The 16,136-nt window shown below is 69.1% G+C and carries 20 protein-coding genes; 13 read left to right on the forward strand and 7 right to left on the reverse strand.

The annotated features are described in order from the left end of the window. Both ACWC2B_RS37280 and kdpF (ACWC2B_RS37285) read right to left on the reverse strand, forming a co-directional pair. Positions 1 to 788: potassium-transporting ATPase subunit KdpA (locus ACWC2B_RS37280; protein WP_450724665.1), on the reverse strand; the 788-nt coding region annotated here is incomplete at its 3' end. A gap of 8 nt (positions 789 to 796) precedes the next feature. Next, positions 797 to 886, reverse strand: a complete 90-nt coding sequence (kdpF, locus tag ACWC2B_RS37285; protein ID WP_242330691.1) for a K(+)-transporting ATPase subunit F — start codon at positions 884 to 886, stop codon at positions 797 to 799. Positions 887 to 1,975: 1,089 nt separating this feature from the next. Here kdpF (ACWC2B_RS37285) and ACWC2B_RS37290 point away from each other — a divergent pair. From ACWC2B_RS37290 to ACWC2B_RS37305, 4 genes are all read left to right on the forward strand, one after another. Next, complete coding sequence (locus ACWC2B_RS37290; protein WP_450724668.1) at positions 1,976 to 2,788, forward strand: SDR family NAD(P)-dependent oxidoreductase; 813 nt, start codon at positions 1,976 to 1,978, stop codon at positions 2,786 to 2,788. Between the two features lie 40 nt (positions 2,789 to 2,828). Then, positions 2,829 to 2,903, forward strand: coding sequence for a 50S ribosomal protein bL37 (locus ACWC2B_RS37295; RefSeq protein ID WP_386108761.1), 75 nt, complete (start codon positions 2,829 to 2,831; stop codon positions 2,901 to 2,903). An 85-nt stretch (positions 2,904 to 2,988) separates the two neighbouring features. After that, entirely contained in the window at positions 2,989 to 3,780 is a 792-nt protein-coding gene (locus ACWC2B_RS37300; protein WP_450724670.1) for a GNAT family N-acetyltransferase, read from the forward strand. Positions 3,781 to 3,906: 126 nt separating this feature from the next. Continuing rightward, the gene (locus ACWC2B_RS37305) at positions 3,907 to 4,302 is read left to right on the forward strand and encodes a hypothetical protein (RefSeq protein ID WP_450724672.1); all 396 of its coding nucleotides are present in this window, start codon (positions 3,907 to 3,909) and stop codon (positions 4,300 to 4,302) included. A gap of 148 nt (positions 4,303 to 4,450) precedes the next feature. Here ACWC2B_RS37305 and ACWC2B_RS37310 read toward each other — a convergent pair whose 3' ends face one another. Then, positions 4,451 to 5,770 (reverse strand): hypothetical protein, encoded by a 1,320-nt coding sequence (locus tag ACWC2B_RS37310; protein ID WP_450724674.1) that lies wholly within the window; start codon positions 5,768 to 5,770, stop codon positions 4,451 to 4,453. Positions 5,771 to 6,200: 430 nt separating this feature from the next. After that, positions 6,201 to 6,425, reverse strand: a complete 225-nt coding sequence (locus ACWC2B_RS37315; protein WP_450724676.1) for a hypothetical protein — start codon at positions 6,423 to 6,425, stop codon at positions 6,201 to 6,203. Positions 6,426 to 6,452: 27 nt separating this feature from the next. Between ACWC2B_RS37315 and ACWC2B_RS37320 the strand changes: the two genes are divergently transcribed. The 8 genes from ACWC2B_RS37320 (at position 6,453) to ACWC2B_RS37355 (ending at position 11,850) form a co-directional block, all read left to right on the forward strand. Then, entirely contained in the window at positions 6,453 to 6,620 is a 168-nt protein-coding gene (locus tag ACWC2B_RS37320; protein ID WP_450724678.1) for a hypothetical protein, read from the forward strand. Positions 6,621 to 6,900: 280 nt separating this feature from the next. Then, positions 6,901 to 7,230: a PadR family transcriptional regulator gene (locus ACWC2B_RS37325; protein ID WP_386108698.1), complete on the forward strand. Its 330-nt coding sequence runs from the start codon at positions 6,901 to 6,903 to the stop codon at positions 7,228 to 7,230. Between the two features lie 2 nt (positions 7,231 to 7,232). Beyond that, the gene (locus ACWC2B_RS37330; protein ID WP_450724680.1) at positions 7,233 to 7,622 is read left to right on the forward strand and encodes a DUF1048 domain-containing protein; all 390 of its coding nucleotides are present in this window, start codon (positions 7,233 to 7,235) and stop codon (positions 7,620 to 7,622) included. 308 nt (positions 7,623 to 7,930) lie between these two features. After that, on the forward strand, positions 7,931 to 9,169 hold the full coding sequence (locus ACWC2B_RS37335) for a serine hydrolase domain-containing protein (protein ID WP_450724697.1): 1,239 nt from the start codon (positions 7,931 to 7,933) through the stop codon (positions 9,167 to 9,169). Positions 9,170 to 9,567: 398 nt separating this feature from the next. Next, a complete protein-coding gene (locus ACWC2B_RS37340) occupies positions 9,568 to 9,840 on the forward strand; it encodes a hypothetical protein (RefSeq protein WP_450724682.1) in 273 nt (90 codons plus the stop codon). A 198-nt stretch (positions 9,841 to 10,038) separates the two neighbouring features. Beyond that, the gene (locus ACWC2B_RS37345; protein ID WP_450724684.1) at positions 10,039 to 10,521 is read left to right on the forward strand and encodes a hypothetical protein; all 483 of its coding nucleotides are present in this window, start codon (positions 10,039 to 10,041) and stop codon (positions 10,519 to 10,521) included. 103 nt (positions 10,522 to 10,624) lie between these two features. Continuing rightward, positions 10,625 to 11,611 (forward strand): hypothetical protein, encoded by a 987-nt coding sequence (locus ACWC2B_RS37350; protein ID WP_450724686.1) that lies wholly within the window; start codon positions 10,625 to 10,627, stop codon positions 11,609 to 11,611. Positions 11,612 to 11,709: 98 nt separating this feature from the next. Then, the gene (locus ACWC2B_RS37355; RefSeq protein WP_450724688.1) at positions 11,710 to 11,850 is read left to right on the forward strand and encodes a hypothetical protein; all 141 of its coding nucleotides are present in this window, start codon (positions 11,710 to 11,712) and stop codon (positions 11,848 to 11,850) included. Positions 11,851 to 12,011: 161 nt separating this feature from the next. On the opposite strand, the gene ACWC2B_RS37360 is transcribed toward ACWC2B_RS37355, so the two are convergent. Next, positions 12,012 to 12,302: a hypothetical protein gene (locus tag ACWC2B_RS37360; RefSeq protein WP_450724690.1), complete on the reverse strand. Its 291-nt coding sequence runs from the start codon at positions 12,300 to 12,302 to the stop codon at positions 12,012 to 12,014. Between the two features lie 38 nt (positions 12,303 to 12,340). On the opposite strand from ACWC2B_RS37360, the gene ACWC2B_RS37365 reads away from it, so the two are divergent. Beyond that, on the forward strand, positions 12,341 to 13,087 hold the full coding sequence (locus ACWC2B_RS37365; RefSeq protein WP_450724692.1) for a MerR family transcriptional regulator: 747 nt from the start codon (positions 12,341 to 12,343) through the stop codon (positions 13,085 to 13,087). Between the two features lie 79 nt (positions 13,088 to 13,166). Here ACWC2B_RS37365 and ACWC2B_RS37370 read toward each other — a convergent pair whose 3' ends face one another. Further along, positions 13,167 to 15,671 carry an ATP-binding protein gene (locus ACWC2B_RS37370; protein ID WP_450724694.1) on the reverse strand — a complete coding sequence of 835 codons (2,505 nt, stop codon included), beginning with the start codon at positions 15,669 to 15,671 and terminating at the stop codon, positions 13,167 to 13,169. Between the two features lie 232 nt (positions 15,672 to 15,903). After that, positions 15,904 to 15,993 carry a K(+)-transporting ATPase subunit F gene (kdpF, locus tag ACWC2B_RS37375; protein WP_382802249.1) on the reverse strand — a complete coding sequence of 30 codons (90 nt, stop codon included), beginning with the start codon at positions 15,991 to 15,993 and terminating at the stop codon, positions 15,904 to 15,906. Positions 15,994 to 16,136: the final 143 nt, after the last annotated feature.

Raw genomic sequence — 16,136 nt, forward strand, 5'->3', positions numbered from 1 at the left:
AACGGAATCACCAGGATCAGGAAGACCTCGAAGAGGTTGGTGAACCCGTTGGGGTTCTCGAAGGGGTGGGCGGAGTTGGCGTTGAAGTAACCGCCACCGTTCGTACCCAGCTCCTTGATCGCCTCCTGCGAGGCCACCGCGCCGCCGTTCCACTGCTGCGAGCCGCCCATGAACTGACCGACCTCGTGGATCCCGGAGAAGTTCTGGATCGCACCGCACGCCACCAGGACGACCGCGCCGAGTGCGGCGATCGGCAGCAGGATGCGGACCGTGCCGCGCACCAGGTCCGACCAGAAGTTCCCCAGCTCACCGGTACGCGACCGGGCAAACCCCCGCACGAGAGCCACCGCGACCGCGATACCGACGGCGGCCGACACGAAGTTCTGCACCGCCAGGCCGCCCGTCTGCACGACGTGGCCCATCGTCTGCTCGCCCGAGTACGACTGCCAGTTCGTGTTGGACACGAAGGAGGCGGCCGTGTTGAACGCCTGGTCGGCCGGGATCGACACGAACCCGAGCGAGCCGGGCAGTGAGCCCTGAAGGCGCTGCATCAGGTAGAGGAAGAGGACGCTCACCGCGGAGAAGGCGAGGACGCCGCGCAGGTAGGCGGGCCAGCGCATCTCGGTGGACGGGTTGGCGCCGATGGCCTTGTAGATCCACTTCTCGACACGCAGGTGCTTGTCGGAGGAGTAGACCCGGGCCATGTAGTCGCCGAGGGGGCGATAGGCCAGGGCCAGGGCCGCGAAGAGGGCCAGGAACTGGAGTACGCCGGCGAAGACGGGAGACATGTCGGTGCTCAGAACCTCTCCGGCTTGACGAGGGCGAGGACGAGGTAACCCAGGAGGGCGACGGCCACGATCAGACCGACGATGTTCTCGGCAGTCACAGCTTTGCCACCCCCTTGGCGATGAGCGCCACCAGCGCGAAAACCGCGATCGTGGTGACGGCGAAGGCCACGTCGGCCATCGTGAACTCCTGGAAGAGGTTCGAAAGAAACGGACGCCCTGAGGAAACCGCGTCTTTCAGCCACCGCGCGCCCTGTTAACGACGTCCTTACGGCCACTGTCGAGTCCTTGACGGGACTCTTACGCAGGTGCCGCCATGTACCTGATCACCTGTGGATATGTCGGAGACCCTTACGCCAATCGGGTCAATGCACCACGGCGGGGACATCGCGTCCCGGCCAGACTCGACCAGCCCCTGAGGGGCGGTTCAAGCCTTCCGCCGGACGTATGTAGGAGCAGCAACCCTTGCACCCTGCGACAGGGGGCAGTCAGGGAACCGTCAGTACTCCGCATAACGGCCGGAGCGTGGCATACGCGTCCTCTAGGTTCCTGTTCTGCCGCTCATTCGCGGTTGCGAGCCGCAGCGGTCTGCCCGCAACCGGCGGGCACTGCTCCCCTAAGCCGTGCCCAGGGAGGTGGTCCGCAGCGGCATCGCACCACACCGCGCCCGCTCACCCCCCTGTCGGCGCCGGGCTTCGGCGCCGACAGGGCTCCAGCCGGCTCTTCCGCGGCAGGCTCGACACCAACCGAACCGTTCGGCTCCCCCGCCCCGGCGGGCCCGAACAGCCACCGGAAGATCGATTCCCCGATGTCTTCCTCCACTCCACGTCACACCCAGACCGTCCCGGCCCCCAGCGGACCCCCGCCCCGGAATCCCTCGATCCCCGACCTGAACCGGGCGGTATCAGAAGCTCGTTAGGGACCGGTCCGCTCTCTTGAGCAGCTGCCCGGCGGCCAGTTGGATGGAGGGCATGAACAGCGGTCTGCGGCACGACGACCGGCCACCGAATCCGGTGTAGCCCGGTACTGCGCGCTGTTCCTCTGCCGGCTCCCTGAGCCGCGCCTCCCTGCCGCCGTACGCCGTCGCCGGTCCCACGCCGCGACGGCGTATGTGCGCTCCCACGTTCCCGCACGACCATCTCGCCCACTTCCGGGCGCGGCCTTGTCGTGCCTTCACCCGGGATTTCACCTTGCCTTCCACATCGCTTTCCGGCCGCACCGTCCTGGTCACCGGAGCCACCGCGGGGATCGGTTTCGAGACCGCCCGCAGGCTCGCCCAGCAGGGTGCGACGGTTCTCGTCCACGGCCGCACCGCCGAAGAGGCCCAGGCCGCCGTCGACGCGCTCATCGCCACCACCGGCGGCATCAAAACGGCCCAACTATGCGCAATAGCAGCCGACTTCACCCACCTAGACGAGGTCGAGGCCATGGCCCACCGGGTTATCGAGACCCACCCCCACCTCGACGTCCTCGTCAACAACGCCGGCATGGCCGCCCCTGAGCGCCACACCATCACGGCCGACGGCAACGAGATCGCCTTCCAGGTCAACTTCCTCTCCCACTATCTCCTGACCGGCCTCCTCGAACCGGCGATCACCAGCGACCCGGGCGGCCGCGTCGTCAACGTCTCCTCCGCCCTGCACCGCACGGGCAACATCCAGTGGAGCGACCCCAACCGCACCAAGCGCTACTCCCGCCTCGCCGCCTACGCCCAGTCACAGCTCGCCCTCACGGTCTTCGCCGCCGACCCCCGCGTCACCGCCGTCTCCGTGCACCCGGGCATCTGCGAGACCGAACTGCGCCCGCTGTACGGGAACGAAGGCGTCCCGGCCGCTGAGGGCGCCGCCCACGTCGTACGCCTCTGCGACCCGGCCACCGAAATCGTCAACGGCGCCTACTACGACCGCGACCAGCGTGTCGACCCCGCACCCGCCGCCACGGAGAACCGCTCCGTGCAGCGCCTCAACAAGCTCGCCGCCCAGTTCGTCGGCCACACGGCCTGAAGAGCGCCTCGCACCACGCACCTTGAAGGAGCCACTCCGCATGTCCAAGCGCGCCCGCAAGAAGAAGGACCGCCGCAAGAAGAAGGCCAACCACGGCAGCAAAGCCGCGAACTAGCCCTACGCACGGTGAGGGGCGGACTGGCCCGGCGGACAGTCCGCCCCTCACCCATAGCCCCGCTCCCCGAATCAGGTGAACTGCCGTGATCGAGCTTCCACTGCCCCAACTGGCCGCACACATCGGCTGGTTCCCCCGCGCGACAGCGGGTCCGACCTCACTCGCCGAACATGCCCTGGCCACCCGGACCGGCCGCCTGTGGGCCGACCGTGTCATCCGGCCCCGTGCCGTGGCCGTCGCCTGCGCGGGACACGTGCTGTTGAGCGGCGACCCCGGCGCACTCGGCCCGGCCACCCTCGCTCCCCTCGCCAACCGCTACGTCCTCGCCCCCGTGCGCTTCCTGCCAGCGCTCGGCGCCGCCTTCGACCGGGTCGTGCCCTGGGAGCGGATGGTGTACGTACGCCGTGAGGAGCCCGCCGAACCGCGCGCGCCGCGCGGGGTGACGGTGCGCCGGATCACCACCGCGGACGCGACCGCCCTGGCCACCATCGACCCGGAATCCCGCTGGATCCATGCCAGTTGGGGAGGCCCCACCGGGCTCGCGAAATCCGGCCACGCCTGGGGCGCCTTCCACCGCGGCGACCTCCTCGCGGTCGCCTGCACGTATTTCCTGGGCAGCCGCTACGAGGACATCGCGGTGGTCACCGTGCCCGACCAGCGCCGCCGGCAGCTCGCGCTGAGCTGCGTAGTGGCGCTGTGCGCCGATGTCGAGGCCCGGGGCCGGAGCGCCACCTGGACCTGCTCCCGCTACAACCGCCCCAGTCGACTGCTCGCGTGGACGGCGGGCTTCCGGCTGGAACGCGAGTACGTCCACTACGCGACCGGCACTGCCCGCTCGCAAGCGGTCAGCGGCAGGCAGCTGTCCGCCCGCCGCTGACTCCCCCAGACGGGACACACACGATCGGCACGGAGGGGGACTGTGGTGCGAGTGCGGGCCGAGAAGCTGGCCGGGCGAGCGGCGGGCTGTTTTGTGATCGGGGGCTTGGCCCTCGGGGCCTTCTTCATGCCCGGGATCGGTAACCAGCCGAAGGGGTGGGGCCTTGCCTACTCACTGGGCACGCCCGTGGCCGTCGAGCTGTCCGGGCCCTGCGACATCCGCAGCGTCCGCACGAGCAGCAAGGTGGGCAAGGCTGTCGCCAAGTGCCAAGGCGCCCGGTGGGCTCTGGACGGCGCGACCCGTACGGGGACCCTCTACAGCTACGGCAGCGACATCGCCGAGAACCCCGGCGCGGCACCCGTCTTCACCGGTGAGGCGCGGGCGTTCCGGGGCCGGGCGTACGGCAGGCCCGCGGGTCTGGAATTCGTCATGGGCTTCGCCGTTGCCGCTGTCGCCGTGGTCTGCCCGGTCGGATGCATCGCCTTCGCGGTGGCCGCCCACCGGGCGCTGCGGACGGCCTGACCCGGCCGGCCCCGCGCCTCGGACGGGACGCCCGCGCGATGCCGAGCAAGGGCCTCGGCGCCGCCGACCACCCTGCGCCCGAAGCACCCGGCGACATGATGCCCAAGGTGCGGGGCCAACTCATCGCCCCCGCACCCCCTACCGCGATTCAGTCGAATTCAGCCAGCCTCGGCCGCAGCCCCAGCACGAGGAGCAGGCCCGCCAGGAGCAGGGCGCCGCCCGCGACGGGTGCCTGGACGGCGACGGCGTCGCGGCCGGTGGTGATGGCCTGGTCGTGGTGGGCGCTGTTGATGGCGGTCACCTGGTCCAGGGCCTTCATCCATGCCCCGAAGTGGGCGTTGGAGGTGTCGGAGCCCCAGCCGATGCAGAAGACCGTGGCCTCCTGCACCTTCCCTTCGGCGATCAGTTGCCGGAAGGTGCGGTCGTCCTTCTGGTAGACGGCGTACGCCTCGACGGTCTTCTCGGCGGCCTCCCGCTCGCCGGGGAAGGTGATGTTGTCGAGCTCGCGCCGGTACTCACCGGTGAACTGCCGGTCGGCGTGGTCGCGTTGATAGGCGTCCCAGGTCGTGGCGAGCTTGTCGTCGTATGTGGCGAGGGTGGTGCCCTTCAGCCCGTACAGCTGCTGCGACTTGTCGAGGAAGGACTTCTCCAACGCGTCCCGGCGCGTCGCATCCAGCAGGAACCGGCTCTCGTCGGCGTTGGCGTCGTAGCCGATGGCCCTGGAGCGGGACAGAGCCACCACCGAGTCGAACGAATCATGGCGGGCGATCTTCAACTGGTCGGCGGAGCCGCTCAGGAGCTGTCCGCCGCACACGAGGGCCACCAGCGCGCACAGCGTGGCGCCGAGCAGAGCCGGGTTGAGGATCCGCCGGAAGCGGCGAGCGAGATGCATCTGCAGCACGACGAGCGCGGCGAGCAACAGCGTCCCGAGCACGGCCTCGGCGGTGATCTGGATGATCAGGTCGGAGTGCGCCGCGTCGTACTCGCCCTCGTACACCGCGTCGTTGGCGTCGACCAATTGCCGCGCTTGCGGCAGCAGCCGTTGCGCGAGCAGGTCGGTGGCGCGTCGGTAGTCGGCGCGGGCCGGGTCCTTGCCGTCGGGGTGCTCGTCGTTCTCCAGGGCGCGGCCGACCAGCTCCTGGTACTGCGCGAAGTCGTCGGTGAGCGCGACGACGGTGTCCTCGGTGGCCTTGTCCCCTTCGGCAGCGGCGCCAAGGGTGCGCAGGGAGCTGCTGATGGTCTCCTGCGCTTGCTTGTAGATGCGGTTGGCGTTGGCGTACGACTCGTCGAGCCTCCCCTTGCCCGTGCCTGAATCACCGCTGGAGAGGAGAATGTTGGCGGCCTGCGCGTCCATGTCGTTGAGCGCCAGGTTCAGGTGGGTGGCGGCCACCGTGCGGGGCGCGTCGCGGTGCTGGATCGCATCCCATGTTCCGGAGAGTCCGGCGGCGGTGACCGTCAGCAGAGTCAAGAGCCCGGCACCGAGCAGCAGACACACCATGCGGGCAAGACGCAGCCGACCCGGGGTGGTCTCCCAATAGCGATACCGCAGGGTGCGGACGAGCCGGGCGACGGCGATGGGAGACCGTCGCCTCGGCCGTCCTTGCCCCGGACCCCCTCTGGCCCGGGGCGACGGGATCCCCCCGTGACGAACGGCCGGCGCGGGGTCTGGTTCAGCAGTCGTTGTCGGGGCCCCCGCTCCCTGACGCTGCCCGGCACCGGCGGTGATCGCCACTCGCCCTCCAACCTCGCGCCACGGGCCGCTCGTACGAACCCGTGCGGAGATCAGCATGGCGTCCAAGAGTTCGACCGATCGCTCGCGTTGACGCTCCCCTGACGGTCAAGACCCCCGGATTGACGCGGACTTGACGCCGATGCCTTCCAGCCACGACCGAACGGCTTCAGCCTTCCAGGGCTGGGCCCGCTCCGGCATCGGCCGGCGCCGCGCCCACCTGGTCGGCGAGGGGTACGGCCACTAGACGGGTCTGCAGCGGTACGACGTCGGCGCGCCCCGGCCGCAGCATGTACCGGCCGAAGTAGTGCCCATTGCCGAACACGCGCAGCTCTGTCTCCGTCGGCGGCCATCCGCGCCGCTCCACGCTCCAGCGGCCGTGTGCCGTAGTCACTTCGCCGTCCTGCAGCAGCTGCGGCGGATGCCTCAGGAGCGACCCGTACTCGAATCGGCAGCCGTCCAGGGCGGGCAGGTCAGTGAGCTCACTGCGGACGTGATCGACAACGGCGTCGGCGGACCCGGTGCGCCGGGCGAGCTGTGCCGTGTCGTGGATGCGGGCGAGATGGCCGGTGACGATGGCGCGGACTGAGCACCTCCCGTCGCGACGTGCGGCGATTCGGATGCTGCGGCCCAGGGCCCCGCGGACACTCCCGGCACGACAGCCGTCGTCACCGGCTTCGCCGCAATGCACGGACAGGTGCCCGTCGGCCTCCGCCAACAGCGCGGTTCGCTCTCCCACCAGTGATGCTGCTGCACCCCCCGCTCGTGATGCTGGCCCACACCTCCACTATTCCGTCTTGCTAAGTACCGGTAGTCAGCGTTACCTTGTACCGGTACTCAACGTCGCTGAATACTGAAGGAGGTGCCCCATGGCCAAGCTGCTGACGGAGATGCTCAAAGGCACGTTGGAGGGCATCATCCTCGCGTCCCTGTCCGGCCGGCCCGCCTACGGCTACGAGATCACGGCACGGCTGCGGGAGCAGGGTTTCTCCGACATCGCCGAAGGGACCATCTACGCGCTGCTGATCAGGATGGAGAAACGCGGTCTCGTCGACGTGGAGAAGGTGCCCTCCGAGAAGGGGCCGCCACGCAAGGTGCACTCCCTCAACGCCGAGGGACGGGAGTACCTCGAAGAGTTCTGGAGGACCTGGAGCTTCCTCACGGAACGACTGGACCAGCTCCACGAAGGGGCCAAGTAACCATGTCCGACGTCCAAAAGAGCGGCTTCATCTCGAAGCTGATCGGGCCCAAGAAGCGCTGGAAGACGTACAAGGCCCGCGTCAAGGAGCTTCCCGAGAACTACCGCACAGCAGTCGGCGCGATCGAGCGGTGCCTGATGCACTACGTGCCGATCAGCGAAGACAGCAATGCGTCGATGTTCGAAGACCTCGCTGACCTCTTCGAGCAGGCCGCGGCGGACGGAACGCCGATCCGCGAGATCGTCGGGGAGCATCCAGTGGAGTTCGTCGGCGCGTTCGCCGAGAACTACTCGGAGGGTGGCTACGTCCCCGCCCGCGCGCGGAAACAGCTGAGCGACGACATCACGCGCGCTGCCGGCGAAGACTCCGGAAAAGAAGACACAACGGCCTGACAGCGATACAGCACATCGCGCCCAAGGCCGAGCACTACGGCTCCACTGCCAGGACTGCGCGGCCACAGGGCCAGCCCCGGCCGACTCCTTCCCCCACGCGTCAGCGGCGGCGTCCACGTCGGCGACAGCCCGCAGCAGAACGGTTGGCGATGACACATGTCATGAACAGTTCAATGATGCGGCCTCGGGGCTGCTGACTGAGCCACGCCGAACTCGACCCGACCCCCGCGCGTTCGCTGAGGGAAGCCCATGAGCGCCATGCCAGGACGGGTCTCGCACGATCGACGCCATAGGTAAGGAAATTCATGATGGAACAAGGCAACAGCGGCTTCTCCAAGGCCGGACTCAACAGACTGCGCGAGGTCCTGGCACGGCATGTCGAGTCCGGAAAGATTCCCGGCCTCGTCGCCCTGGTCAGCTGTGGCGAGGAGACACACATCGAGGCAATAGGGACGATGCACCACGACGGTGGCACGCCGATGCGCCGGGACACCATCTTCCGCATGGCCTCGACGACCAAGCCCGTCGCGGTCGCCGCCACGATGGTCCTGCTGGATGAGTGCCGGCTGCGGCTGGACGACCCGATAGATCCGTGGCTACCCGAACTCGCCGACCGGCAGGTACTCAAGCGGGCCGACGGCCCGCTGGACGACACCGTCCCGGCGCGACGCCCGATCACCGTACGGGACCTGCTCACCTCGACCTGCGGGCTCGGGCTGGACATGACGGCGCGGAGCGCTCCGATGATGAGCGCGTTCTTCGAGCAGGGGGTCTACGGCCAGGAGGACGGTTGGTTGTTGCCCGAACCGGGGCCGGATGAGTGGATGCGCCGCCTGGGCATGCTCCCGCTGATGTACCAGCCTGGCGAGCGGTGGCTGTACAACGTCAGCGACGACGTCCTCGGCGTGCTGGTGGCCAGGGTCACCGGCCAGTCCTTCGAGACGTTCCTGCGCGAGCGCATCTTCGACCCGCTGGGCATGACCGACACCGGTTTCCACGTGCCCGCCGGCAAGATCGACCGGCTGCCGCCCCTGTACGCCCCCGATCCGCAGACCGGAGCGTTCCACGTGGAGGACGAGGCCGAGGGGGGACACCACAGCAAGCCTCCGGCATTCCCGTCGAGCGGCGGCGGACTCGACTCCACCGCCGACGACTACCACGCCTACTTCCGGATGCTGCTCAACCACGGAATGCACGGGAGCGAGCGGATCCTGTCCCGTCCCGCCGTTGAGCTGATGACCACCAACCGCCTCACGCCCGAGCAGAACGCCGCCCGAGAAGCCTGGGCCCGCAGCGCCGTCCATCTGTCGCACGGCCTGGGACAGCATGGCGGTTGGGGCTTCGGGATGGCGGTGCGCACCTACCGGGGTGACTACGCGCCCATCGGCCAGTTCGGCTGGGACGGCGGAGCCGGCACCACGACCTACGCCGACCCGCACAACCAGGTCGTCGGCATCCTGCTCACCCAGACCGGGATGTCCACCCCGGACTCGGCACGGGCCATCCACGACTTCTGGACCACCCTCTACCAGGCCATCGACGACTGACCTGCCTGGTCGAGGTCGGTCCGGCAGAAGAAGACCTCGACCAGGCTCCGGCCCTCGAAACCTCCACTCTCTGTGATCAACTGCATGACCGGCTCAAGACAATTGCTCACGCCACCCTCGATGGAGCTCGGCGCCGCTGAGCGCCCGGCTCCCCTCGCAACAAAAAGGTGGCTTGTCGGACCTGGCCACCGGCAAGGAGAGCTACGGCGAACACGGCGGAGGAGACGCTTTCGGCGTAACGGATCAGGACGCCGCCGGGTGCCCCGCTCCCTGACCAGAGGGCCCGCTGCCGGAGCCACTGGCCACTGTCATGCGGGTGGGAGGGCTGCCTGCAGGGCGGCGTACGGGTGTCGGGGCCACTGAGTAAACTCGCGGGATCAGCGGTGGCAGGGGGATGTATGGCAGTGCCACGGACGGGGGCCCGGCGCCTGATGGCGCGGTACTGGGGAGAGTTCTGCCGGCATCTGGAGGGCTCGCGCACGCTGTTGTTCTTCTGCATGCTCACCGCCGGCGGCCTCGGCATCGGGGTCAGCGGCCTGCTGCACTGGTGGCGGATCGCGATGAGCCTGGGCGCGCTCGCTGTCGGGATCTTCGGACTCCTGGGCGTCGTCGGCTGGTTCGCACGGCTCGGAGAACTCGAACGGGAGCGCGCGGCACGGCGGCGTCGCTAAACGGGCTGCCGGGAGCGGGCGGCCGTTGGCCCCAACAACGCGAAGGACGCCGTCGAGTGGGCCGAGCGACTTCATGCGGCTGGGCGCCCTGTGAAGCCTTGTGATGCGCCCCTCCTGTGGGCCGTCTCATCTTGACGGATCCTTGAGATCACCCGTAGGTAGGCTCGTCTGATCAACGGCCAAACGGGGTGTGCGGGCATGTCGTTCGATCAGGAGTGGGCGGAGCTGAAGGCGACGGCCCAGGTGCGGCTGGACAGTGTGCCCGGCATGGATCCCGGCGGGCCGTCGCCCGATGGTGCGGACCTGGTCCTCAAGTACGACGACATGGGGAAGATCGGGCACGCAGCCTTCCTGCTGCACCAGCATCTGTCGAGTGCAGGCAAGCACGCACGGCAGGCCACCAAGGCCGCCGCGAAGAGCCTGGAGGGCGACGGGTTCGGCACGGGCACCGCCCTGGCCAAGGCCGGTGAGGTCTGGCAGGGGCAGCTTCAGGTGCTGCTCGACGCCTGCGCCCAGATCTCCGACCATCTCGACTACTCGGTGACGTCGTCGAACCAGGACGACCAGTTCATCGGCGCGCAGCTGCGGGTCTCCAAGATCTCCGAGTACCTGGACGGGCCACCGCCCACTCCGGGTTCCGACGTGCCGCATGTGCCGAAGGCAGAAGGTCCCATCATGTGACCCCGGTAAGGGGTGCGCTGGCGGGGATTCCTGAGCAAACCGGGGACCCTCCGGAGCAATCGACGACGGCGGCGACGCCGGGAAATGGCAGGGGGCCGGGCCTGTGCCGACGTTCGAAGAGCTTCTCCACATCAAACTCTCACCGCTCCAGTCGGCGGCCGACGACTGGGCCGCCATGGCGGTCCTGCTGAAGAAGGTCGCCACCGAGGCCGGGAGCATGCGCAGCCTGGCGCAGGGCACCGAGTGGAAGGGCGAAAACGCCACCGTCACCAAGCCGTTCGTGGTCCGGGTCTCCGACGAGTTCACCGACGCGGTCACCGAGGCGGAGAGCATCGCCCACCTGCTGAGCTCCGCACACGACCAGATCAAGGCGGCCCGGGACGACCTCAAGAACCTCTACGAGAACCCGCCCGCCGGCATCACGATCCTCGCCGGCGGAACCCTGACCCGCAGCGTCCAGCCCCGCCGCATGTCCCACGGCGACCCCGTGGAGGTGGTGACGCAGGACGACCTCGACGCCCTGCAGCGGCGCATCGACGCGATCCTCGGCCGGGTGGCGGAAGCGGACACCACCTGCTCCTGGGGCCTGGCGCAACTCACCAAGGACAAACACAAGTTCGGCAGCACGTACTACGACTCCCTCAAGGACGCGAAGACCGACGCCCAGCAGGCACAGCAGTCCAAGACGGATTCGGTGGACTACACGCCACCTGCCAAGTGGGGCAGCGGCACCATCAAGCCCATTGCCGAATTCTTCAGTTACCGCTCCTGGATGGGCGGCGTCGAGGCGGCACTGCACGGAGACGTCAATGGCGCGGTCCAGGGCGCGATCGGTGGCTCTCCCTCCGCGGCCGGCGGCGAGGCCAGTAAGGGCCTCGCCAAGGGTTCCATCCTGGGCGACGTGCACGGGAAACACCATCGCCCTACGCTCATCAACAAGATCGGCAAGGTCGGGACGAAGATATTCAGCGTGCCGGTCTCCGTGGTCGCGACAGGGATCGACTTCTACTACTCGCCCAACCAGCCCAGGACCCCGGGCGACACCCATGTGGACGCCCCGGCAGAACCGGGAAAGGTGAAGTACCAATGACGCACTCCGCAGGCCCACCCACGCGCGGGCGACGCCGCCCGAGCCTGCGGCACTGGCTGAGACCCCACAGTCCACAGACGCTCGTCTTCGGCATCTGCATGTCTGTTGGCGGACTCGCCGGCAGCGTGCGCAGCGTGATGGACGGAAAGGGGATCGGGACGGTCCTAGCCCTCCTCGGCGGGGGCGTTCTCGGCGTACTCATCGTCGTGAGTTACTTCGTCAACCTCGACAAACACTAGGACTTGAGGACCGCCCAGAGGCGCCAGGTGGCGAACGGCTGGCCGTGGTCGGTGGGCCTGGATTCGCCACTGGTGGATGGCACGGCAACGATCACTGTCGCCGCCGTGCCCTGGGCGGGCAGCACCGCCTGAGCCCGCCGCCGGACGACCGCCCGGTTTCCTCAGTCCTGATGCCCCACCTCTTCGGGCGCCTTCAGCAGTCGCTCCAGTTCGTTCCCGGCCGCGTCGTACCCCGCGTCTGCGATCCGTTGCAACTCGCGCAGATCGCCGGCCGTGACCGCGCGCCGAGTGAGCAGGAATCCGGCATGCAAGGACCCTTCGTCCAACAGCTCACTCAGCTCCCCACGGTCGCCAGCTGCGTCGGCCAGATCGGCCAGCCGGTCCAGAGCGGTCTCGTTGCCCTCGTCGGCCAGCTCGCGGAGGGTGTCCCGATCGGCATTCATGTTCGCCATGACGCCATGCTGCAACCCTGCCCCAGGGGAAGGGTCAAGTGGCACGATGGCCCAGTGATCACCATCGGGCAGCTGGCCGGGTACGTCGGAGTGTCGTCAAGACCATCCGCGTCTATCACGACAAGGGGCTGCTCCCCGAGCCCGACCGGGATGCGTCCGGCTACCGGCGGTACGGCGCGAACGACGCCATCGACCTGATCAAGATCCGCACCCTCGCCGAATCCGGCGTCCCCCTGGCCCGCATCCGGGACCTGCGATCGGCGACCGACGAGGAGTTCCAGCAGGCCCTGCGCGAGATCGACGACGAACTCACCGACCGCATCCGGAGCCTGCGGGCCACGCAGGGCCGTCTGCGCCAACTCGCCACCGGGCAGTTGGCAGCGCTCCCCACCGAGGTCGACGTCCATCTGAAGCGTCTGGCCCGCTGGGGATTCACCCCGCGATGGGTGGATCTGCAACGCGACCTGTGGATCCTTGTGTTCGCCACCCACCCCGACCACGCGATCACGCTGTTCCACGACCAGTCCGAAACCCTGGCCGACCCGGCACTGCGGCAGCTCTTCCTCGACTACGACCGCGCACATGACCTCAACGCCGACGATCCCCGCATCGACGACCTCGCCCGCCGGATCGTCGAGGCAACCCGGGAACGCTACGGCCCCCACGAACCACCCGAGCTGGATGCGACGTCGGAGATCCCCGCCCTCATCCAGGGCACCGTCAATGCCTCGTCCCCGGCATGGCAGCGCCTCGACACCCTCATCCGCGCACAACTGGACGCGTGACTCGACGTATCCGGGCGCGGGCCCGGTTGCCTGCCGAAATCAGTCCCGCGTGCGCCGCAAGATCCCCCGGTACGCCCAGCTAGTTCCCCATGCCGGCCGCAGGCAAGGACAGCACCATCGTCAGGCCGCCGCCCGGGGTGTCCTCGGGGGTGAGCGTGCCGGACATCGCTTCCGTGAGGCCGCGAGCGAGAGCGAGGCCGAGCCCCACGCCGGTGGTGTTATCCGTGTCGCCCAGCCGCTGGAACGGCACGAACGCGCGCTCGCGGTCTTCGGCGGGCAGACCCGGGCCGCGGTCGATGACGCGTACCTCGACCCGGTCGTCGAGGCTGCTCGCGGTGAGCAGGACGGTCTCGCCCCGCGGGGTGTGGCGGGCGGCGTTGCTCAGGAGGTTGGCGACTACCCGTTCCAGGAGGGGTGGGTCGGCCAGTACCGCGGGGACGGTGTCCAGGCACCGGATGTCCGTCGTAGGTGACTCGGGCGGGAGTGAGTCGAGGGCCATCGGCAGCACCTCCTCCAGGGCGGTGGCCCGCAGGCTCAGGTTGAGGGCCCCGGCTTGGAGGCGGCTCATGTCGAGGAGGTTGTCGATGAGTCGGCCCAACCGGGCCATCGACTCGTCGGCGGTGGCGAGGAGTTCGTCGCGGTCCTCATCACTGAAGTCGACGTCGCGGCTGCGCAGCGAGGCGATCGCGGCCCATCCGGCGGCGAGCGGGGTGCGCAGGTCGTGGCTGACCGCGGCGAGCAGAGCCGTACGCATCCGGTCGGCGGCCCTGACCGGTTCGATCTCGGCGGCGGCCTCGGCCAGTTGGGCCCGCTCGACGGCGACGGTGACGTGCGCGGCGAACGCGGTCAGGACCTTGCGTTCGGAGGAGGGCAGGGGGCGGCCGCGCAGCACGAGGTGCGCCCGCTCGCCGACCGGGACCTGGACGACCGAGCCGTCGTCCGGCACGGGTTCGTCGCAGAGTTCGGCGGCATCCATGCCGAAGGTCTCCCTGGTCCGCTCCAGCAGGGCCGAGAGCGCCCGGTCGCCCCGGACGATCGAACCGGCCAGGGAGGAGAGGGTCTCGGCCTCGGCGGTTGCGCGGGCCGAGCGGCGCGAGAGCCGCAGGGAGCGGTCCACGACGGCAGCGACCGTGCCCGCGACGACCGCGAACACGACTGTCGCGAGGACGCTGTTGAGGCTGGTCAGGGTGAACTGGCCGACGGGCGGGATGAACCAGTAGTTCAGGAGCAGCGACGCGGTGGCGGACGCCACGACGGCGGACACCACGCCGCCCACGCAGGCCACGGCGACGACGGCGAGCAGGAAGAGCAGTGCCTCGCTGGTGAGGTTGAGGGTGCCCCGTGTCCCGTCGAGCAGGAAGGTGAGGGCCACCGGCAGGATCAGTCCGGCGACCGGTCCCGCGATGAGCCGGCGAGTCGACAGGGTTCGCCTGCGGGAGGGCAACAGCCGTCCCCTGCCCGCCCGTTCGTGGGTGACCATGTGGACGTCGATGTCCCCGGACAGCGCGACGATCGTCTCTCCTATGCCGCGCCCGGTCACGAACCGTTCCAGGCGACCGCGGCTGCTGGTGCCGAGGACGAGCTGGGTGGCGTTCTCGGCGCGGGCGAATTCGAGGAGCGCGGTGGGGACGCTGTCGCCGACCACGGAGTGGTAGCTGCCGCCGAGGTTCTCGACCAGGGTCCGCTGCCGGGCGAGGGCGGCCGGTGAGGCTCCGCCGGCCAGGCCGTCGCTGCGGGCGATGTGCACGGCGAGCAGGTCACCGCCCACCGACCGGTCGGCAATCCGGGCGGCCCGCCGGATGAGGGTCTCGCCTTCGGGCCCGCCGGTCAGGGCGACGACCACCCGCTCCCGGGTCTCCCACACCCGGTCGATGCCGTGCTCGAAGCGGTACCTCTGCAACGCATCGTCCACACTGTCCGCCACCCACAGCAGCGCCAGCTCCCGCAGTGCGGTGAGGTTTCCGACCCGGAAGTAGTTGGCGAGGGCGGCGTCCACCTTCTCGGGGGCGTAGATGTTGCCGTGAGCCATACGGCGGCGCAGCGCCGGGGCGGGCATGTCCACCAGCTCGATCTCGTGGGCGCGCCGCACCACCTCGTCGGGGACGTTCTCCTGCTGCGGCACCCTGGTGATCTTCTCGACCACGTCCTTCAGGGACTCCAGATGCTGGATGTTCACAGCGGTCACGACGTCGATCCCGGCGGCCAGCAGTTCCTCGATGTCCTGCCACCGCTTGGCGTTGCGCCCGCCCGGCACATTGGAGTGCGCGAACTCGTCGACGAGCGCCACGCGGGGCCTGCGCTCCAGCACGGCGTCGAGGTCCATCTCCTCGAACTCGCCGCCCCTGTACGCGCGTTGAACCCGGGGCAACATCTCCAGGTCGGCCAGCTTGGCCAGGGTGTGCGGGCGCTTGTGGCACTCGACATACGCCACCACGACATCGGTGCCGCGGTCAGCGCGCCGCCGGGCCTCGTCCAGCATCCGGTAGGTCTTGCCCACCCCGGGGGCGGCCCCGAGAAAGACCTTCAGCCGACCCGGCCTGCCGGATTCCTGCCCTCCGGGAGGGATCTCGGGCTCCACCACCACAGCACACGCCTCCTCACGCCATACGCGCGCCCCGGCGCCCCCGGGAAGACCGGGGGCGCCGGGGCGCGATGTGTGCTTCCGATCATCGCCGGAAATGGCTCGGCAAGGGCGGCGGACCTGCGGACATTGATGCATCTCTGACCCAAGTGCCCGCACACCGCCCCGTGTTGGCCCGGCCGGGAGCCCGGACGGACGGGATCTCGATCCCGTCGAGTCGACCGGCCCCGGGCCCTCAGAACCGGTCCGGAAAGATCAGCGCCGCGATCAGATAGCCCAGCAGGGATACGGCGATGCACAGTCCGACGACGTTCTCGACGCTCACAGGCGTTCAGCTCCCTGGCCAAGCGAATTTCCGGGACGTGAAATCACAGGGGGCGCGGGGGGGGGGGGGGGCGGCCCCCCCCCCCCCCCCCCCACAAAAAAAAAAAAAACCCCCAACGGGGCAGGAGCAATGAGGCCACCGAG

This window comes from Streptomyces sp. NPDC001415 (assembly GCF_053597395.1).

Coding starts and splice junctions, on each gene's coding strand:
- ACWC2B_RS37305 (WP_450724672.1), top strand. CDS start 3,907: ATGCCCGGGATCGGTAACCAGCCGAAGGGGTGGGGCCTTGCCTACTCA.
- ACWC2B_RS37320 (WP_450724678.1), top strand. CDS start 6,453: ATGCCTCAGGAGCGACCCGTACTCGAATCGGCAGCCGTCCAGGGCGGG.
- ACWC2B_RS37325 (WP_386108698.1), top strand. CDS start 6,901: ATGGCCAAGCTGCTGACGGAGATGCTCAAAGGCACGTTGGAGGGCATC.
- ACWC2B_RS37330 (WP_450724680.1), top strand. CDS start 7,233: ATGTCCGACGTCCAAAAGAGCGGCTTCATCTCGAAGCTGATCGGGCCC.
- ACWC2B_RS37335 (WP_450724697.1), top strand. CDS start 7,931: ATGGAACAAGGCAACAGCGGCTTCTCCAAGGCCGGACTCAACAGACTG.
- ACWC2B_RS37340 (WP_450724682.1), top strand. CDS start 9,568: ATGGCAGTGCCACGGACGGGGGCCCGGCGCCTGATGGCGCGGTACTGG.
- ACWC2B_RS37345 (WP_450724684.1), top strand. CDS start 10,039: ATGTCGTTCGATCAGGAGTGGGCGGAGCTGAAGGCGACGGCCCAGGTG.
- ACWC2B_RS37355 (WP_450724688.1), top strand. CDS start 11,710: ATGTCTGTTGGCGGACTCGCCGGCAGCGTGCGCAGCGTGATGGACGGA.
- ACWC2B_RS37360 (WP_450724690.1), bottom strand. CDS start 12,302: ATGGCGAACATGAATGCCGATCGGGACACCCTCCGCGAGCTGGCCGAC.